Genomic DNA, 18,797 nt, shown 5'->3' with positions numbered 1-18,797 from the left:
GAACTACACACCCTACTTGTTTTATACTATGAAGGTTATAGAAAAATCGACGCGAAACAGGAAGCGTTAAAGATAAAAGGATGTGGGGCCAGATGGCAGACAATCAAAATCACTTAAAGAAGCCGATAAAGGTGACGTTCCAGTCGGAAATAATTAATGCGGATAATGACAGAGAATTTGTTGTGTTTGGAGCAGATGGTCAATACTACATAAAAGGTGAATCAGAATACATCGTCTTCTCAGAAGAGCTCGAAGGCAAGGAGAAGGTTGATTGTTTTTATAAAATTACGGACAAAGAAGTACGTCTGAAGCGTTCAGGTGACATCAATATGCTGCAATCCTTCCGTGCGGGTGAAACGACAGACGGTAGCTACCAGGGTGGTGGGGCAAGGTTTGAGTTCGAAACGGAAACCGAAAAAGTGGTCATGATGAAGGATCCAGATAAGAAGCGAGGCTGTTTGCAGCTTGACTATAAATTGAAGGTTCAAGATCAAATAACCGGTCAATACTTGATAACAATCAACTACGAGGAGGAACAGGCAAGATGAATATAGTAGAACAAGTACAAGAACGCCTGAAAGAAGAGATCAAAGCTTCCGTTCTTAAAGCAGGCTTGGCAACAGAGGAGCAAATTCCAGCCGTTGTCTTAGAAACACCAAAGGATAAAGCGAACGGGGACTATTCCACAAACATGGCGATGCAGCTTGCACGCATAGCGAAAAAAGCACCTCGCATGATTGCCGAAGAAATCGTGAAAAATTTTGATCAATCGAAAGCATCCATCGAAAAAATCGATATCGCTGGTCCTGGATTCATCAACTTTTACATGGACAACACTTATCTTACAGACTTAATTCCGACAATCCTTAAAGCAGGTTCCGATTACGGACGTTCCAACGTTGGTAACGGGGAAAAAATCAATGTCGAGTTTGTTTCCGCAAACCCTACAGGCGACCTTCATCTAGGACATGCCCGTGGTGCGGCAGTGGGGGATTCCCTATGTAATGTACTCGATAAGGCAGGCTATGAGGTAACACGTGAATATTACATCAATGACGCGGGTAACCAAATCAACAACCTGGCACTTTCCGTTGAGGCACGCTATTTCCAAGCGCTTGGCCAAGACAAAGAAATGCCGGAAGACGGCTACCATGGTAAAGACATCATCGGAATCGGCCAGGCAATCGCAGATGAGTTTGGCGACCGTTTCGTCAACGAATCAGAAGAAGACCGCCGCAGCTTTTTCCGTGAATACGGCTTAAAATACGAAATGAAAAAACTGCAACAGGACTTAGAAGAGTTCCGTGTCCGCTTTGACGTTTGGTACTCCGAGACTTCCCTGTACAACAACGGAAAAATCGACGAGGCACTAACGACCCTTCGCGAACAGGGCCACATCTACGAAGAAGAGGGAGCAACTTGGTTCCGCTCTACAGAATTCGGCGATGACAAAAACCGTGTCCTAATTAAAAATGACGGTTCTTACACATATCTGACGCCTGACATCGCGTACCACCAAGATAAACTGAAACGCGGCCATGACAAGCTAATCAACATCTGGGGAGCTGACCACCACGGTTATATCCCTCGTATGAAAGCTGCCATTGAAGCGCTTGGTTACGGAAAAGACGCACTGGAAGTGGAAATCATCCAGCTTGTCCACCTTTTCCAAAACGGCGAAAAAATGAAAATGAGCAAGCGTACAGGTAAAGCAGTAACAATGCGCGACTTGATGGAAGAAGTAGGCTTGGATGCCGTACGTTACTTCTTCGCAATGCGTTCAGGTGATACACATCTGGATTTCGATATGGACTTGGCAGTATCCCAATCCAACGAAAACCCGGTTTTCTATGCACAATACGCACATGCTCGTATTTGCAGCATGCTTCGCCAAGGAGAAGAGCAAGGCCTAAGCTTAGAAGGAAACTTCGCGCTTGAGCACATCTCCTCTGAAAAAGAGATCGACCTTTTGAAAAAGCTTGGTGAATACCCACTGGCGGTAGCGGAAGCGGCAGAAAAACGCATCCCTCACCGTATCACGAACTACACATTTGAACTGGCATCTGCGCTGCACAGTTTCTACAACGCGGAAAAAGTGCTTGATGCAGATAACCAAGAAAAATCCAGAGCACGTCTTGGGTTGATGAAAGCTGTTCAAATTACGTTGCAGGACGCATTAAAACTTATCGGAGTTTCTGCACCAGAGAAAATGTAATAGCAAAAAGCTCTCTACTAGAAATTAGAGTAGAGAGCTTTCTTTTGGCCAAAATAAACAACATAAGAAAAAAACAACAAGGGAGTTTTCAACGATGAAAGAAAGTTTATTAGCACTAGCAACAGGCATGGTCGTAGGGTTCCTCTTTGCCCTGTTCCGCCTGCCAATCCCAGCACCACCCGTATTCTCCGGCATCGTAGGAATCGTCGGCATCTACCTCGGCTACCGCCTCTTTACATGGGTCGCACCGATCTTTCAATCAAGCAACTAACATGTAAACATGTAAGCAACATTAATTGAAATAACATAAAGAGGGGGCTGATCCTTCACCGCATTAGAGCGGTGAGGGTCAGACCCCTCTTTACTTCTTTATCACTTCACCACTCCACCGCGCCGCCACTAATCCGTTTCACACCCCGGATTTTTGCGATGTCTTCGCACAGTTGCAGTGCGGCTTCATCTTTCCGTTTCGCTTCCACCATAAAGTCAACGTCTTGACCGAGTCCGACGACCACTTTTAAAAACTCCATCAAAAACTGCAGATCTACAAAGTCCGCATGGTGGCGCAATTTCTTTTCTGAAATAGGAGAAGAGATATGTATCTTGGGGATGATGCCGATATCCTTCCACGTCGCATACACACGTGGCAGTAACTCTTCCCATGACACAGAGCTTGGATTGGCGTACTCATGATGGTAATCAAACGCAAGCGGGATCCCAAGCTCCTCGCACAACACCAACGTTTCCTCCGTTGTGTAAGTCTTATCATCGTTCTCAAGTGTCATCCGTGCCCGAACCTCATCCGGCAACGAAACAATATTTTCCCTGAACCGCTCCACCGCAAGCTCCTTGTTCCCATAAGCACCACCAACATGGATATTGATCGTCCCCTGATCCTCCAGCCCCATCGCCTTCAACATGTCATAGTGGTAAACCATATCAATCACAGCATTCTCCGTTATATGTGGCTTATCACTTGTAAACAAAGTAAATTGATTGGGGTGAAAACTCGAACGCATGCCATACCTTTTCACTAAATCCCCAATCTCCTTGAATTCAGCGCCAAACTCCTTAACAAAGTCCCACTTTACATCCGGATGGGTGGCAAGCGGAACGATAGAGGAGGAGAAGCGGAATACTTTAATTTCATGAGCGATGCAAAAGTAGATTGTCCGCAGCGTGTTCATTAAATTCTCCCGCGTCACCGAAAGCAACTTTTCCCTTCCCTCATCGACAGACATCTGCTTATAACGAGTATAGGTCAGTGCTCTGGCAGGGGAGGCTTCCCAGAGCGTCCATGATTGGGATACAAAACCAAACCGAATCCTCATGCAACCGGCTCCTTTTTTACAAATTATAAAAATCCCTTACATCAGCGGAGCAAGAATTTTAGAAAGCTGTTCTCGACCTTTTGCCATCAAAGAACGCTTTTCGATAAACTCCAATGTTAGTTTTTCCGAGTTATGAATGTCTTTATGAATTTCTAGAACCGTATTGTGCACAAATTCCTTATCAAAAATCAAACAGTTTATTTCATTGTTTAAAAACAAGCTGCGTTTATCAAAATTAGCTGTGCCAATATCACAAGTATGATCATCAATGACCATGACTTTTGCATGATAAAATCCCAGATAAAAACGATATACTTCTGCACCGGCAGCAATAATCGTTTTAAAATAAGGAAATGCTGCGTCCATCACCAACGGATGATCTGCCTTGGCGGGGACAAGAACAGTAACTTTCACTCCGCGTGCTAGAGCAGAGAGTAGTTCCTCGTGCAAAGGCTCACTCGGAATAAAATAAGGAGTGCAGATGATGATGGACTTCTCTGCTTTTTGGATCAGCTTTAAAAAGGTATCCGTCAAATGTCCGCCATTCGTAGGTACCAGCTTGTGCGTGATGGGGCCTTTCACCAATTCCGGATAATACATTTCGCCCCACTCGCCAGGTGGAAAATCACCGGCTTGCTCCCAGTTCTGGATAAACTGTGACTGAAGGTCCTGCACGCCTTCACCCTCTAGCTTGAGATGGTAGTCTCGCCAAACCCCAAACTCGGGATCCTGTCCCAAATATTCTTTTCCAATATTGAATCCACCAACGTATCCGATCTTCCCGTCAATCACCGTGATTTTCCGGTGATTCCGCTGATTGATGCTGAAAAAAAAGAATGGAAATGCGGGCTTATGATAAACCTCCACTTCAATGCCGTGCTGCTCGAGTTCTTTCATTGTTTCTTTTTTTACATCAAAGGATCCAAAATAATCAAGAAGGAGCCGAACCTCTAACCCTTGATCTGCCTTATCTTTTAAAATGGTCAGAAATTCTTTGCTTGCGTGATCGTCACGTACCATGTAAAAGAGGGAATGAATGTGGCTGGTGGCGTGGCGCATATCGTGAAACAAATCCTTATACAGCAAGTTCCCGTCAGCGTAGAGGAAAATCTCACTCTGCCTTTTCGGAAACTTCAACCGTTTGGATTCTTTTAAATGCTTCTTTCTCCCCAGGTGTAAATCCAGTGCCAACCACCCAAAAATGAATCCGACCCCGATTATAATGTACAAAAAAATTTCCATCCTATTCCCTCCCGAAAACACGTCCATATAGTTTTTACGTAATCCATCGTTCTTATCCTATAACTATTTACCCATACCCTAATTCACAGAAAAATAAAGCCAGTTTTCCAACTAAATGTGTTGACTGAATGCTCATTCAGTTATAAGATAGACTTAAATTACTAAAGTTCTGAAAATTATATTCTTTCCAAACATTGAGGCTCTTTCTTTACAAAAACACGTAAACGGCCGACAGAAAAAAGGGGACACGAAAGGAGTGGGAGATGTGAGTAACGGTTTGTTAATCGCCAATTGGATTTTAACGATAATTGTAACCGCTTACGCATTATCGTTATTTGTTTACTTGATCAGAACAAGAATTCAATTCATCAAATTAGGGAAAAAAGTAGAATTCGACAACAAAGTGAAAGAACGATTAGACAAAGTCTGGGTCAATGTATTTGGCCAGAAAAAATTATTGAAGGATAAGAAAAGTGGGATTATCCACGTCATGTTCTTCTATGGATTTCTTATGGTTCAGCTTGGGGCGCTGGATCTGATCATCAAGGGGCTTGCTCCAAACGCGCATTTGCCGCTTGGACCATTATATCCAGCCTTTACGTTTTTCCAAGAGCTAGTAACACTAATGATTTTAGTTGCGGTTGTTTGGGCTTTCTACCGCCGCTATGTAGAAAAGCTGGTTCGTTTAAAAAGAGGCTTCAAATCCGGTTTAGTACTACTATTCATCGGCGGATTAATGCTTTCTGTTTTATTTTCAAACGGAATGGGGCTTATCTGGCATGACCATGGCTTAACATGGAGCGAGCCGGTGGCATCACTCTTCGCACTCATGTTCAGTTGGATCAACGAAACGGCAGCCATCACATTATTTTATGTCGGCTGGTGGATTCACCTGTTATTCTTATTAACTTTCTTGGTGTATGTACCGCAATCCAAGCACGCGCATTTGATTGCTGGACCTGCGAATGTGTTTTTCCATCGTACAACGAACCCAGGGAAATTAGAGAAAATTGATTTTGAAGACGAAACGCAAGAAACATTTGGTGTCGGGAAAGTGGAAGACTTCACCCAATACCAATTAATCGATATGTACGCCTGTGTAGAGTGTGGACGCTGTACCAACATGTGTCCTGCTACAGGTACAGGAAAAATGCTTTCACCAATGGACTTGATTATCAAAATTCGTGACCACTTAACAGACAAGGGAGCGGCCATCACGTCCAAATCACCTTGGGTACCGACTTATGCGTTCAATAACACGCACGGCAATCAGCTTGCCATGATGGGGGCTGCCGGAAAAGGTGCACAAGAAAGCGCGGCAACGATTGAATACAACCCGAGCCTGATCGGCGATGTCATCACAGAAGAAGAAATTTGGGCATGTACGACCTGTCGTAACTGTGAGGACCAATGTCCGGTAATGAATGAACACGTTGATAAAATCATCGACCTTCGCCGTTACCTGGTTCTTACAGAAGGAAAAATGGATGCCGATGCACAGCGCGCGATGACCAACATCGAACGCCAAGGAAATCCTTGGGGACTTAACCGTAAAGAACGTGAAAACTGGCGCGATGCAGCACCAGAAGTAAGTATTCCAACGGTAAAAGAAATGAAAAAAGCTGGCGAAGAGTTTGAGTATCTGTTTTGGGTAGGGTCCATGGGATCTTTCGATAATCGCTCCCAGAAGATCGCCATCTCTTTTGCAAAATTAATGAACGAAGCTGGCGTGAAATTCGCGATTCTCGGAAACAAGGAGAAAAACTCCGGAGATACGCCGCGCCGTCTAGGAAATGAATTCCTATTCCAGGAGCTTGCAACAAGCAATATTGCGGAATTCGAGAAAAACGAAGTCAAAAAAATCGTCACGATCGACCCGCATGCTTATAACATTTTCAAAAACGAGTACCCTGATTTCGGCTTAGAAGCTGAAGTTTTCCACCATACAGAAGTGTTGGCAGAGCTTGTGAAAGAAGGCAAACTCACACCAGTACACGAGGTAAAAGAAACAATCACATATCACGATTCTTGCTACCTCGGAAGATACAACGAAGTCTACGAACCGCCGCGTGACATCCTGAAAGCCATCCCAGGCGTAAAAGTGGTCGAAATGAACCGCAGCCGCGAAACGGGAATGTGCTGTGGAGCAGGTGGAGGACTCATGTGGATGGAAGAGGACACAGGCACACGCGTCAACGTCGCCCGTACCGAACAAGCACTTGAAGTTGCACCAAGCGTCATCAGCTCAGGCTGTCCATACTGCCTGACGATGCTATCTGACGGAACGAAAGCGAAAGAAGTAGAAGAAAACGTCGGCACCTACGACGTAGCAGAACTCTTAGAGCGCTCCGTCATCGGCGAAAAACAAGAATTAGTATCTTAATAGAATAATAGAACCCAGCATACAAGGTGTACGTAGTTTACTGCGTGCACCATATGCTTTTCACCAAAACTGAGCGGTCGTTCAGTTTTTAAAACACAGAAATTGTAAGCGGTAACAACTAGTGCTGAGTTAGTTTACCCAGTTGCTTGGAGTGCAAGGTGTGAGACTCCTCGAAAATGCTACCGCATTTTCTTCGTGCGATGAATCGCTGCGAAGCCTTCCTTGTCCTGCGGGGGAGAAAAGGTTGGTTGAGACCCCGCAACGAAGTGAGGAGGCTCAAGCACCTTCCCGCGGAAAGCGAACACCTGAAACGCAAAGCAACTGGGAGTTTAAGCAATATTTTTTTCAAATAAAAAGGAGGATGTTAACTATGGGAAAAACAGTAATCGTTAGTGGAGTACGTACACCAATCGGTCGTTTCGCAGGAGGACTAAGCTCACTATCCGCATCAGACCTAGGAGCAGTCGCCATCAAAGAAGCACTATCACGAGCAAACGTATCAGGTGACCAAGTAGGCGAAGTCATCATGGGAACCGTCCTTCAAGGCGGCCAAGGCCAACTGCCATCCCGCCAAGCCTCCCAAAAAGCAGGCCTGCCTTGGGAAGTACGCACCGAAACCATCAACAAAGTATGCGCATCTGGCATGCGCAGCGTCACACTCGGCGACCTCCTCATTCGCTCCGGTGAAGAAGAAGTCATCGTAGCAGGCGGAATGGAATCCATGAGCAACGCGCCATACATGCTGCCAAAAGCAAGATGGGGCCTTCGCATGGGTGACAGCACCGTTCAGGACTTGATGGTCCATGACGGCCTCACTTGCACCTTCACAGGCGTGCACATGGGCACATACGGAAACAGCGTCGCAAAAGAAATGGAAATCACTCGTGAAGACCAGGATGCATGGGCATTCAGAAGTCATCAGCGTGCCATTGAAGCAACAGAAAAAGGCACATTTGACGCAGAAATCGTCCCAGTTTCCGTACCGAAGCGAAAAGGCGACCCGATTGTCGTGAGCAAGGATGAGTCTCCACGTAAAGATACATCCATTGAGAAACTCGCGAGCTTGCGACCGGCATTCGACCATGACGGGACCATCACGGCAGGAAACGCACCGGGCGTGAATGACGGAGCAAGTGCGCTTGTGTTGATGAGTGAAGACCGCGCGGAAAAAGAAGGGAAGGAAGTGCTCGCAACTATCCTTGGCCACGCCTCCATCGCAGTGGAAGCAAAGGATTTCCCGAAAACTCCGGGACTTGTCATCACAGAACTTTTAAAGAAAACAGGAACAAAGCTTGAAGAGATTGATCTTTTTGAAATAAATGAAGCATTCGCGGCGGTTGCGTTGGCATCTGCAAACCTTGCCGGACTTGATTTGGAAAAAGTGAATGTAAACGGCGGGGCAGTTGCGTTAGGACATCCGATCGGGGCAAGTGGCGCACGTATCATCGTGTCGTTGATTCATGAGTTGAAACGCCGCGGAGGCGGTCTTGGCATTGCGTCCATCTGCTCAGGCGGCGGACAGGGCGATGCCATTTTGATCCAAGTATAAGCGAGAGAAACTTTTTAGGAGGAATCAGAACATGACAATTCAAAAAGTAATGGTGATCGGCGCAGGACAGATGGGCTCAGGCATCGCGCAGGTTTGTGCGATGGCCGGCTATGACGTATATATGAACGATTTGAAACAGGAATTCTTGGACCGCGGGCTTGCGGGCATTACGAAAAATTTAGGCAGATCCGTGGATAAAGGCCGCATGACAGAAGACGAGAAAGCGGCTGTACTTGGTCGCCTGCAAACAACAACGGCACTTGAAGACGCTAAACACGTCGACATCGTCATTGAAGCGGCAGTCGAAAACATGGACATCAAAAAGAAAATTTTCGCAGAGCTTGACCAGCATGCTCCGGCTCACACCATTTTAGCGACCAATACATCGTCGCTTCCAATCACGGAAATCGCTGCAGCAACAGGCAGACCCGAAAAGGTAATCGGGATGCACTTCATGAATCCTGTTCCTGTCATGAAACTTGTCGAAATCATTCGCGGCCTGCAAACGGCTGACGAAGTGTACGGTGCGATTGAAGATATGACGAAAAAGCTTTCCAAGGTACCGGTGGAAGTGAACGACTTCCCAGGCTTCGTATCCAACCGCGTGTTGATGCCAATGATTAACGAAGCCATTTTCACCGTTTACGAGGGTGTGGCAACGCCGGAAGCGATTGATGAAGTCATGAAGCTTGGCATGAACCATCCGATGGGGCCGCTGACGCTTGCCGATTTTATCGGGCTTGATACTTGCCTTTACATCATGGAAACGTTGCATGAAGGTTTTGGCGATGACAAATACCGTCCATGTCCATTGCTTAGAAAATATGTAAAAGCTGGCTGGCTGGGACGTAAAACGGGCCGCGGATTTTATACGTACGAGACGTAAGAGTAGCCTGATGGCAACAAGGGGTATTTTTTCACGACAGCAGGAGAGGGGATAAATGGCATGAATTTACGTTTTACAGAAGAGCAGGAAATGGTCCGGAAAATGGTGCGCGATTTCGCGGAAACGGAAATTGCACCTTTTGTGGAAGAAATGGAAGAGGGAAAGTTCCCACGTGAAATTTTGCGCAAAATGGCGGACCTTGGTTTGATGGGGATGACCATTCCGGAAGAGTACGGTGGAGCGGGAATGGACTTTCCTTCCTACATCATCGCAATCAATGAGCTTTCCCGCGTGAGCGCGACAGTCGGGGTGATCCTGTCTGTTCACACCTCCGTTGGGACGAATCCAATTCTTTATTTTGGCACAGAAGAGCAGAAGCAAAAATACGTTACAAAGCTTGCAACTGGTGAGTATCTTGGTGCGTTCTGTTTGACGGAGCCGAGTGCGGGATCTGATGCAGGAAGCTTGAAAACGCGTGCAGTAAAACAAGGTGACCACTATGTGCTGAACGGTGCGAAGGTGTTCATCACAAACGGCGGGGAAGCAGACACATACATCGTTTTCGCATCCACCAATCCGGAGCTTGGAACGAAGGGAGTTTCCGCATTCATCGTGGAAAAGGATACTCCTGGATTCGTCATTGGAAAAGATGAGCACAAAATGGGCTTGCACGGCTCAAAAACAGTTCAGCTGACATTTGAAGATGCGAAGGTTCCTGCGGCGAACCTGCTAGGAGCGGAAGGGGAAGGCTTTAAAATCGCGATGGCGAATCTCGATGTCGGCCGTATTGGGATTGCGGCGCAGTCCTTAGGTATTGCGGAAGCGGCAGTGCAGGCTGCAACAAACTATGCAAAAGAGCGCGTCCAGTTCGGCAAGCCAATCGCGGCACAACAGGGTGTTTCTTTTAAACTTGCAGACATGGCGACTGCGGTGGAAGGTGCGAGATTGTTGACTTACCGCGCGGCAAACTTGCGTGCTTTAGGCAAGCCTTGCGGAAAAGAAGCGTCGATGGCGAAGCTTTTTGCCTCTCAGACGGCGATGAACGTGGCGATTGAAGCGGTTCAGGTATTCGGCGGTTACGGCTATACGAAGGATTATCCAGTCGAGCGCTATTTCCGCGATGCGAAGGTTTGTGAGATTTATGAGGGCACAAGCGAGATTCAGAGATTGGTGATCGGGAAGCATTTGATGAATTGATGGGACGGCTGGAATTTGCCCGAACCACACAGTAAACAAAAAAACTAAATCATCGGGGGATGAAAAATATGAACTTTCAACTTTCAGAAGAGCATGAAATGATTCGCAAAATGGTACGCGATTTTGCCAAGAACGAAGTGGAACCGACTGCAGCGGAGCGTGACGAGGAAGAGCGCTTTGACATGGAAATTTTCAAAAAGATGGCGGACCTTGGCTTAACGGGGATTCCTTTTCCAGAAGAGTACGGCGGAATCGGCAGTGATTACTTGGCGTATTGCATCGCGGTCGAAGAACTTTCACGAGTATGTGCGTCCACAGGGGTAACGCTTTCAGCCCACACATCCTTAGCGAGCTGGCCGATCTATAAATACGGAACAGAGGAGCAAAAGCAGAAATACTTGGTGCCACTTGCGCAAGGAACAAGCATCGGCGGGTACGGCTTGACTGAACCAGGATCCGGATCTGATGCGGGCGGCATGCGTACAACGGCGAAATTGGACGGCGACCATTATGTCCTGAACGGCTCTAAAATTTTCATCACAAACGGCGGGATTGCGGACATCTATGTGGTGTTTGCGGTAACAGATGCAACAAGCAAGCATAAAGGAACAAGCGCGTTCATAGTCGAAGCGGACTTCCCAGGTTTCAGTGTTGGGAAAAAAGAGAAGAAACTAGGCATTCGTTCTTCACCTACAACGGAAATCATTTTTGAAGATTGCCGCGTGCCGGTAGAAAACATGTTAGGCGCGGAGGGTGAAGGCTTCAAAGTGGCGATGACAACGCTTGATGGCGGGCGTAACGGAATTGCTGCACAGGCTGTCGGGATTGCGCAAGGTGCGCTAGACGCAGCCGTAGCTTACGCAAAAGAGCGCGTTCAGTTCGGGAAGCCAATCGCGGCGCAGCAGGGTGTTTCTTTTAAACTGGCAGATATGGCGACTACGGTGGAAGCGTCAAGATTGCTGACGTATCAGGCTGCGTGGAGAGAATCCGAGGGCTTGAGCTATGGCTTGGAGTCTGCGATGTCCAAACTTTTCGCGGGCGACACGGCGATGAAGGTGACAACAGAAGCGGTTCAAGTATTCGGTGGCTACGGCTACACGAAGGACTATCCGGTTGAGCGCTATATGAGGGATGCGAAAATTACGCAAATCTATGAAGGAACGCAAGAAATTCAACGTCTCGTAATCTCCAGAATGCTTACTAAGTAAGTAGGTGGACGACAGGATGATGAAAAAACGTCAAGTACATGCATCCGTAAAAGACGAGCGGCTGATCGAGAAGCGCCGCGACCAGATGATCAAGGGGGCGGTGAGCCTTTTCAAAGAGAAGGGCTTCCACCGCACGACAACAAGGGAAATTGCGAAAGAGGCCGGCTTCAGCATCGGCACGCTCTATGAATATATCAGAACGAAGGAAGATGTCCTTTACCTTGTCTGTGACCGGATTTATGACCAGGTGGGGGAGCGCCTGCAGGAGGAACTCGACATGAAGCGGGGGAATCTGGAGAGTTTGAAATCCGCGATAAGGTACTACTTCCGTGTCATGGATGAAATGCAGGATGAGGTCCTTGTCATGTATCAGGAGGCAAAGTCCCTATCAAAAGATGCGCTTCCGTACGTGTTGAACAAGGAGCTTGCGATGGTGGCCATGTTTGAGCAGGTCATCCGTAACTGCATGACCGCAGAGGACATCGACATGAGAGAACAGCAGATTCAATTGGTTGCCCATAACATTTTCGTACAGGGTCAGATGTGGGGATTCCGGCGCTGGGTGCTGCACAGGCACTTTGAGCTGGATGCCTATATCGAGGGCCAGATTGAACTTTTAGTGCACGGACTTACAAAGGGGGAGAATGTGAAAAATGGAAGTTTATCGTCCAACTAACCATATTCGTTTTGTAACAGCTTCAAGTCTATTTGACGGGCATGATGCCTCAATCAACATCATGCGCCGCATCATCCAGGCGAGCGGTGCTGAGGTCATTCACCTTGGCCACAACCGTTCCGTTGAGGAAATCGTGAACGCAGCGATTCAGGAGGATGTGCAGGGGATCGCGATTTCCTCTTACCAGGGCGGACATGTCGAATATTTTAAATATATGTATGATTTGCTGAAGGAGAAAGGTGCCTCTCACATCCGCATTTACGGCGGTGGCGGCGGAGTCATCATTCCTTCTGAGATAAAAGAACTGCATGCGTACGGGATCGCGCGTATCTTTTCACCGGAGGATGGTCGCGAACACGGACTGCAAGGCATGATTAACTCGATGCTGAAGGAATGTGACTTTGTGACGGTCAAATCCCTTGGTGACGAGGTGGAGCGTCTCGATGCCGACAACCATCAGGCAATTGCGAAATTGATCACCTTATCCGAGCTGCAGGTGACTTCAGATGAAGAGGTGGCAGCAACGGCTCAAACGGCCTTGGCTAAGGTAAAAGAAATGCAGAAAACTGTGCCGGTCCTTGGGATTACGGGTACAGGTGGAGCGGGGAAAAGCTCGCTCACAGATGAACTGATCCGCAGATTTATAAACGAAGTACCGGGTAAAAAGGTGGCGATTCTTTCTATCGATCCGACGAAGCAGAAGACAGGTGGGGCGTTGCTTGGTGACAGAATCCGCATGAACGCCATTTTCAACCCTCGTGTTTATATGCGTTCCTTGGCAACCCGTGGTTCCCGTTCTGAACTTTCTTTGGCAATCCAAGATGCGATTGCTGTCACGAAGGCGGCTGGTTTTGACTTGATCATCGTCGAGACGAGCGGAATCGGGCAGGGGGATGCCGGGATTACGGAGATCTGTGACATCTCGATGTATGTGATGACAAGTGAGTTCGGGGCACCGTCTCAGTTGGAAAAAATCGATATGATTGATTATGCCGATTTGATCGTTATTAACAAGTATGAGCGAAAAGGCTCTGAGGATGCGAAGCGCCAGGTGCAAAAGCAGTACCAGCGCAGCCGTCTTTTATGGGATAAGGAATTGGATGAAATGCCGGTGTACGGTACGATCGCGAGCCAGTTCAATGACCTCGGGACAAACACGCTTTTTGCGGCGTTGCTTGAGTTGATGAATGAGAAGACAGGTTCTTCTTACGCTAGCAGCCTGCCGACGTCCAAAGATGTGGAAAAGCAGAATGTGATCATTCCGAATGACCGCCGCTATTATTTGCGCGAGATCAGCGAGACGGTCCGTAACTATCATAAGATGGCCGCTGAGCAGGTAGAGTTGGCGCGGAAATTGTTCCAGTTGGATGGGGCGATGGAAGCTGCTGGTGCGTCTAACGGAGGTTCTTTAAGCGAGGAGCTCGTGGCGGCACTTGCCGAGGTGCGCCGTGAATACGAAGAAAAATTGACTAGCGATTCCCGCAAAATTTTAGCAGGCTGGGAAGAGAAGAAAGAGAAATACTCCGGTGACCAGTTTGTCACAAAAATCCGCGACAAGGAAATCATCACAAAGCTTACGACGAAAACCCTGTCCGGCTTAAAGATTCCAAAAGTGGTCCTGCCGAAGTATGTGGACTATGGGGAGATTTTGAAGTGGGTGTACCGTGAGAACGTGCCAGGGGAATTCCCTTACACAGCCGGTGTGTTCCCGTTCAAGCGTGAGGGTGAAGATCCGAAACGCCAGTTCGCGGGGGAAGGGACGCCTGAGCGCACAAACCGCCGCTTCCATTATTTAAGTAAGGATGACGATGCGAAGCGCTTAAGTACGGCGTTCGATTCGGTTACATTGTACGGAGAAGATCCAGCAGAGCGTCCGGACATCTACGGAAAAGTCGGGAACAGCGGCGTGAGCATCTGTACCCTTGATGACATGAAAAAGTTATATGCAGGTTTTGATTTGTGTGCACCAAGCACGTCTGTATCAATGACGATCAACGGACCGGCACCAGTTATTTTGGCGATGTTCATGAACACGGCCATCGATCAGCAAGTGCAAAAGCGCGAAGAAGAGCTTGGCCGGATGTTATCGGAAGAAGAGTTTGCGGAAGTTCGTGCAGTTACGATGCAGACGGTACGTGGAACGGTGCAAGCGGATATTTTAAAAGAAGACCAAGGCCAGAATACGTGTATCTTCTCGACGGAGTTCGCTTTAAGAGTGATGGGGGATATCCAGCAGTACTTTATCGATAAAAAAGTGCGCAACTACTATTCGGTTTCTATTTCTGGGTACCATATTGCCGAAGCGGGCGCGAATCCGATTACACAGTTGGCGTTCACACTGGCAAATGGCTTCACGTATGTGGAGTACTACTTGAGCCGCGGCATGAAAATTGATGACTTTGCGCCGAACTTGTCGTTCTTTTTCAGTAACGGACTGGATGCAGAGTACACGGTGATCGGTCGTGTGGCACGCCGCATCTGGGCAACGGTCATGAAAAATAAATATGGAGCTAACGAGCGCAGTCAGAAGTTGAAGTATCATATTCAGACGTCCGGCCGTTCCTTGCACGCACAGGAAATCGACTTTAACGATATCCGTACGACGCTGCAGGCTTTGATGGCGCTGCAGGACAACTGTAACTCGTTGCATACAAATGCGTATGATGAGGCGATCACAACGCCGACAGAAGAATCTGTGCGCCGTGCGATGGCGATTCAGATGATCATCACAAAAGAGCATGGCTTGGCGAAAAATGAGAACCCATTGCAGGGTGCTTTTGTAGTGGAGGAGCTGACAGATCTTGTGGAAGAAATGGTGCTGCAGGAGTTTGAACGCTTGAATGACCGCGGTGGCGTACTTGGTGCGATGGAGACGCAGTATCAGCGCGGGAAAATCCAGGATGAATCCATGTATTATGAGATGAAAAAACATACAGGTGAGCTTCCAATCATTGGAGTGAACACGTATAAAAATCCGAACCCACCTTCTGAGGACGATTTGAATGATATCGAGCTTGCACGTTCGACAGAAGAGGAGAAGCAAACGCAGATCCGAAATCTTGCAGCGTTCCAAGAGCGGAATTCCGCGGAAGTGGAGGAAGCGTTGGGTAGGTTGAAGCAAGTGGCCATCAGCGGCGGCAACATCTTTGAAGAACTGATGGAAACCGTCCGTGTCGCAAGCCTCGGCCAAATCACCACAGCCCTCTACGAAGTCGGCGGCCAATTCAGACGAAACATGTAAAAAGAAATGCTAAAGAAAAGGGCGGGGAATCAAAGATTTCCCGCCGACTTTATAGAGTTCGACGCGGAGAGGGAAATACCTTTGGGGGTCTGACCCCCTTTTTTAATTTTTTTAGTTTTTTTCTCCTTTTCACCCGTTTTTTATTATTTTTGCGGGAAAGATTTATTTTATGCTGGATTAAACATTGGTATTTTGTTTATAATGAGTGGTATGGATTTTTCTAGGAATTGCTATGAATATTGTCTTTTTACATATATAGAAAGGATGTGCAGACATTGGCATTAAACCATTTAACGGCAGAAGAAGTACAAGAGATGTCATTGATCGAAATCGCTACTGCTTTATTTAACGAACAGAAGCAGTCTGTGACTTTTGGCGAATTAATTACGGAGATCAAGAAAATCACCGGTTTTACAGATGAAGATCTTAAGGGCAAGTTGTCTCAGTTCTATACGGACCTGAACATTGACGGCCGTTTCATTTGTATTGGAGAAAACCAATGGGGACTTCGTGCATGGTATCCTTATGATCAAATAGAAGAAGAAACAACTCCTCAGGTTAAGACAAAGGCTAAGAAGAAGAAGAAGGCTGTTGATGAGGACGATATCGACGCTGACGAATTCGATGAGTTGGACGAAGAAGAATTAGAATTCGACGATCTGGATGATTATGAAGAGGATGAAGTTGAAGAGGAAGACTTTGACGATGCCGATGATGATGCAGACGAAGATGATGACGAAGAGTTTGAAGAAGACTTGATCGAAGACGATGAGTACGAACTTGAAGACGATGAAGAAGAAGACGAAGAATTGGACGAGGATGAGGAAGAGAAACTCTGATCGCCCCTAGTAAACACTCCCCAGACGATAAACGGGGAGTGTTTTTTATTTACGCATACCCGAAAAAAAGTGAAAATTCGTAAGTTAATTCAATCCTTGACTTTTCACCCTGTACTAGGTAGAATCTTTTTTGGGCTCCTTAAAAAAGGACACGTATAATTTGTTGAACATATACACGCTCCCCTTGCTAGAAATGCTGGCAAGTGGGGCGTTTTTTATTTTATTAGTGAATAAACATTCATATGCTGAACCTGAGAAATTGGGGGCAGCTTCATTTTTTAGTAAATGAATTTCGTGTTTTTGACTAATGATAAAAATGTTAAATGCCTCTTAAAAAGCATATCCGTTACTTATTATTATTTTCAAATAAAATTATTTCGAGGGGGAGACAGCATGACAAAGTATATTTTCGTAACAGGTGGAGTAGTTTCGTCTTTAGGTAAAGGGATTACGGCTGCATCTTTAGGTAGATTGTTAAAAAATCGTGGGTTGGACGTGACAATCCAGAAGTTTGATCCATATATCAACGTGGACCCGGGTACAATGAGTCCTTATCAACATGGTGAGGTATTTGTAACAGGTGACGGTGCGGAAACGGATTTGGACTTAGGTCACTATGAGCGTTTCATCGATATCAACCTGAACAAATATTCCAACGTGACAACAGGGAAAATCTACTCCACTGTCCTGAAAAAAGAGCGTCGCGGCGACTATTTGGGCGGAACGGTTCAAGTTATCCCTCACATCACAAACGAAATCAAAGAGCGCGTTTTCCGTGCTGGCCGTGAGACAAATGCAGACGTCGTTATCACAGAAATCGGTGGAACAGTAGGGGATATCGAGTCTCTTCCATACCTTGAAGCAATTCGTCAAATCAAGAGTGACATCGGTCGCGACAATGTAATGTACATTCACTGTACGCTTGTTCCTTACATCCGCGTGGCAGGCGAGTTAAAAACAAAGCCGACACAGCACAGTGTAAAAGAACTTCGCGGTCTTGGAATTCAACCAAACATCATCGTATTGCGTTCCGAAATGCCGATCTCCCAAGATATGAAAGACAAGATTGCCTTGTTCTGTGATATCGATGAGAAAGCAGTTATCGAATCCATCGATGCGGACACGCTTTACGAAGTGCCATTAGCTTATCAAGCGCAAAACATGGACAACATCGTTGTGGACCACCTGAAGCTTGAGACAAAAGGCGAGGCGGACATGACAGAATGGACGGCACTTGTGAACAAGGTGAAAAACCTTTCCAAGAAAACGACGATCGCCCTTGTCGGAAAATATGTGGAACTTCAAGATGCATACCTTTCTGTTGCAGAAGCATTGCGTCATGCTGGATACGAGTACGATGCAGATGTAAAAATTAACTGGATCAACTCAGAAGAAGTTACACCTGAAAACGTGGACGAGTTATTGCAAAGTGCGGATGGAATCCTTGTACCTGGTGGATTCGGTGACCGCGGTGTTGAAGGAAAGATTGAAGCGATTCGCTATGCGCGTGAGAAAAAGGTACCATTCTTCGGTATCTGCCTTGGCATGCAGCTTGCTTCTGTTGAGTTTGCACGTAACGTTCTTGGGTTCGAAGGCGCGCACTCTGCTGAGCTTAACCCTGAAACGCCATACCCAATCATCGACCTTTTACCAGAGCAAAAAGACATCGAGGACCTTGGTGGAACATTGCGCCTTGGACTATACCCTTGTAAGCTGAACGACGATTCCTTGGCACAAAAAGCTTACGCAGACGAAGTGGTCTACGAACGCCACCGTCACCGCTACGAGTTCAACAACCAATATCGTCAACAAATGGAAGAGCACGGATTCATCTTCTCCGGTACAAGCCCTGACGGCCGCCTTGTAGAAGTGATTGAGATCAAAGACCACCCATGGTTCCTTGCATCCCAATTCCACCCAGAATTCACTTCCAGACCAAACCGCCCACAACCGCTATTCCGCGACTTCGTGGCAGCATCTTTGAAAAATGCTGAGGTAATGGCTTAATTTTATAGAAAAAAGCTCAGAGT

General features: G+C 46.9%; 14 protein-coding genes. 12 read left to right on the top strand and 2 right to left on the bottom strand.

What is annotated here, in order from left to right; all coding sequences use genetic code 11:
* The first annotated feature begins 92 nt into the window (after positions 1-92).
* The 3 genes from K7887_RS20905 (at position 93) to K7887_RS20895 (ending at position 2,486) form a co-directional block, all read left to right on the top strand.
* Positions 93-548 (top strand): YwiB family protein, encoded by a 456-nt coding sequence (locus K7887_RS20905; protein WP_223491525.1) that lies wholly within the window; start codon positions 93-95, stop codon positions 546-548.
* The gene (gene argS / locus K7887_RS20900) at positions 545-2,215 is read left to right on the top strand and encodes an arginine--tRNA ligase (RefSeq protein ID WP_223491524.1); all 1,671 of its coding nucleotides are present in this window, start codon (positions 545-547) and stop codon (positions 2,213-2,215) included. The genes K7887_RS20905 and argS overlap by 4 nt, the downstream gene beginning before the upstream one ends.
* Before the next feature lie 94 nt (positions 2,216-2,309).
* Positions 2,310-2,486, top strand: coding sequence for a XapX domain-containing protein (locus tag K7887_RS20895; RefSeq protein WP_010197488.1), 177 nt, complete (start codon positions 2,310-2,312; stop codon positions 2,484-2,486).
* Positions 2,487-2,592: 106 nt separating this feature from the next.
* Here K7887_RS20895 and uvsE read toward each other — a convergent pair whose 3' ends face one another.
* Both uvsE and cls read right to left on the bottom strand, forming a co-directional pair.
* Positions 2,593-3,546 (bottom strand): UV DNA damage repair endonuclease UvsE, encoded by a 954-nt coding sequence (uvsE, locus tag K7887_RS20890; RefSeq protein ID WP_223491523.1) that lies wholly within the window; start codon positions 3,544-3,546, stop codon positions 2,593-2,595.
* A 36-nt stretch (positions 3,547-3,582) separates the two neighbouring features.
* Positions 3,583-4,788, bottom strand: a complete 1,206-nt coding sequence (cls, locus tag K7887_RS20885) for a cardiolipin synthase (protein ID WP_223491522.1) — start codon at positions 4,786-4,788, stop codon at positions 3,583-3,585.
* 265 nt (positions 4,789-5,053) lie between these two features.
* Between cls and K7887_RS20880 the strand changes: the two genes are divergently transcribed.
* The 9 genes from K7887_RS20880 (at position 5,054) to K7887_RS20840 (ending at position 18,774) form a co-directional block, all read left to right on the top strand.
* Positions 5,054-7,171 carry a (Fe-S)-binding protein gene (locus K7887_RS20880; protein WP_223491521.1) on the top strand — a complete coding sequence of 706 codons (2,118 nt, stop codon included), beginning with the start codon at positions 5,054-5,056 and terminating at the stop codon, positions 7,169-7,171.
* A 370-nt stretch (positions 7,172-7,541) separates the two neighbouring features.
* A complete protein-coding gene (locus tag K7887_RS20875) occupies positions 7,542-8,720 on the top strand; it encodes an acetyl-CoA C-acetyltransferase (protein WP_223491520.1) in 1,179 nt (392 codons plus the stop codon).
* Positions 8,721-8,751: 31 nt separating this feature from the next.
* A complete protein-coding gene (locus tag K7887_RS20870; RefSeq protein ID WP_223491519.1) occupies positions 8,752-9,606 on the top strand; it encodes a 3-hydroxybutyryl-CoA dehydrogenase in 855 nt (284 codons plus the stop codon).
* A gap of 60 nt (positions 9,607-9,666) precedes the next feature.
* Positions 9,667-10,803, top strand: coding sequence for an acyl-CoA dehydrogenase (locus K7887_RS20865; RefSeq protein ID WP_223491518.1), 1,137 nt, complete (start codon positions 9,667-9,669; stop codon positions 10,801-10,803).
* A 68-nt stretch (positions 10,804-10,871) separates the two neighbouring features.
* Positions 10,872-12,011, top strand: a complete 1,140-nt coding sequence (locus tag K7887_RS20860; RefSeq protein ID WP_223491517.1) for an acyl-CoA dehydrogenase — start codon at positions 10,872-10,874, stop codon at positions 12,009-12,011.
* 19 nt (positions 12,012-12,030) lie between these two features.
* Positions 12,031-12,687 carry a TetR/AcrR family transcriptional regulator gene (locus tag K7887_RS20855; protein WP_223493723.1) on the top strand — a complete coding sequence of 219 codons (657 nt, stop codon included), beginning with the start codon at positions 12,031-12,033 and terminating at the stop codon, positions 12,685-12,687.
* Complete coding sequence (gene icmF / locus K7887_RS20850) at positions 12,665-15,928, top strand: fused isobutyryl-CoA mutase/GTPase IcmF (RefSeq protein WP_223491516.1); 3,264 nt, start codon at positions 12,665-12,667, stop codon at positions 15,926-15,928. The genes K7887_RS20855 and icmF overlap by 23 nt, the downstream gene beginning before the upstream one ends.
* A 275-nt stretch (positions 15,929-16,203) precedes the next feature.
* Positions 16,204-16,767: a DNA-directed RNA polymerase subunit delta gene (gene rpoE / locus K7887_RS20845; protein WP_223491515.1), complete on the top strand. Its 564-nt coding sequence runs from the start codon at positions 16,204-16,206 to the stop codon at positions 16,765-16,767.
* A 393-nt stretch (positions 16,768-17,160) separates the two neighbouring features.
* A complete protein-coding gene (locus K7887_RS20840; protein WP_223491514.1) occupies positions 17,161-18,774 on the top strand; it encodes a CTP synthase in 1,614 nt (537 codons plus the stop codon).
* Positions 18,775-18,797 lie beyond the last annotated feature (23 nt).

Source organism: Sutcliffiella horikoshii, assembly GCF_019931755.1.
Lineage (GTDB): Bacteria > Bacillota > Bacilli > Bacillales > Bacillaceae_I > Sutcliffiella_A > Sutcliffiella_A horikoshii_E.
This window is presented reverse-complemented; position numbering and strand designations above follow the sequence as displayed.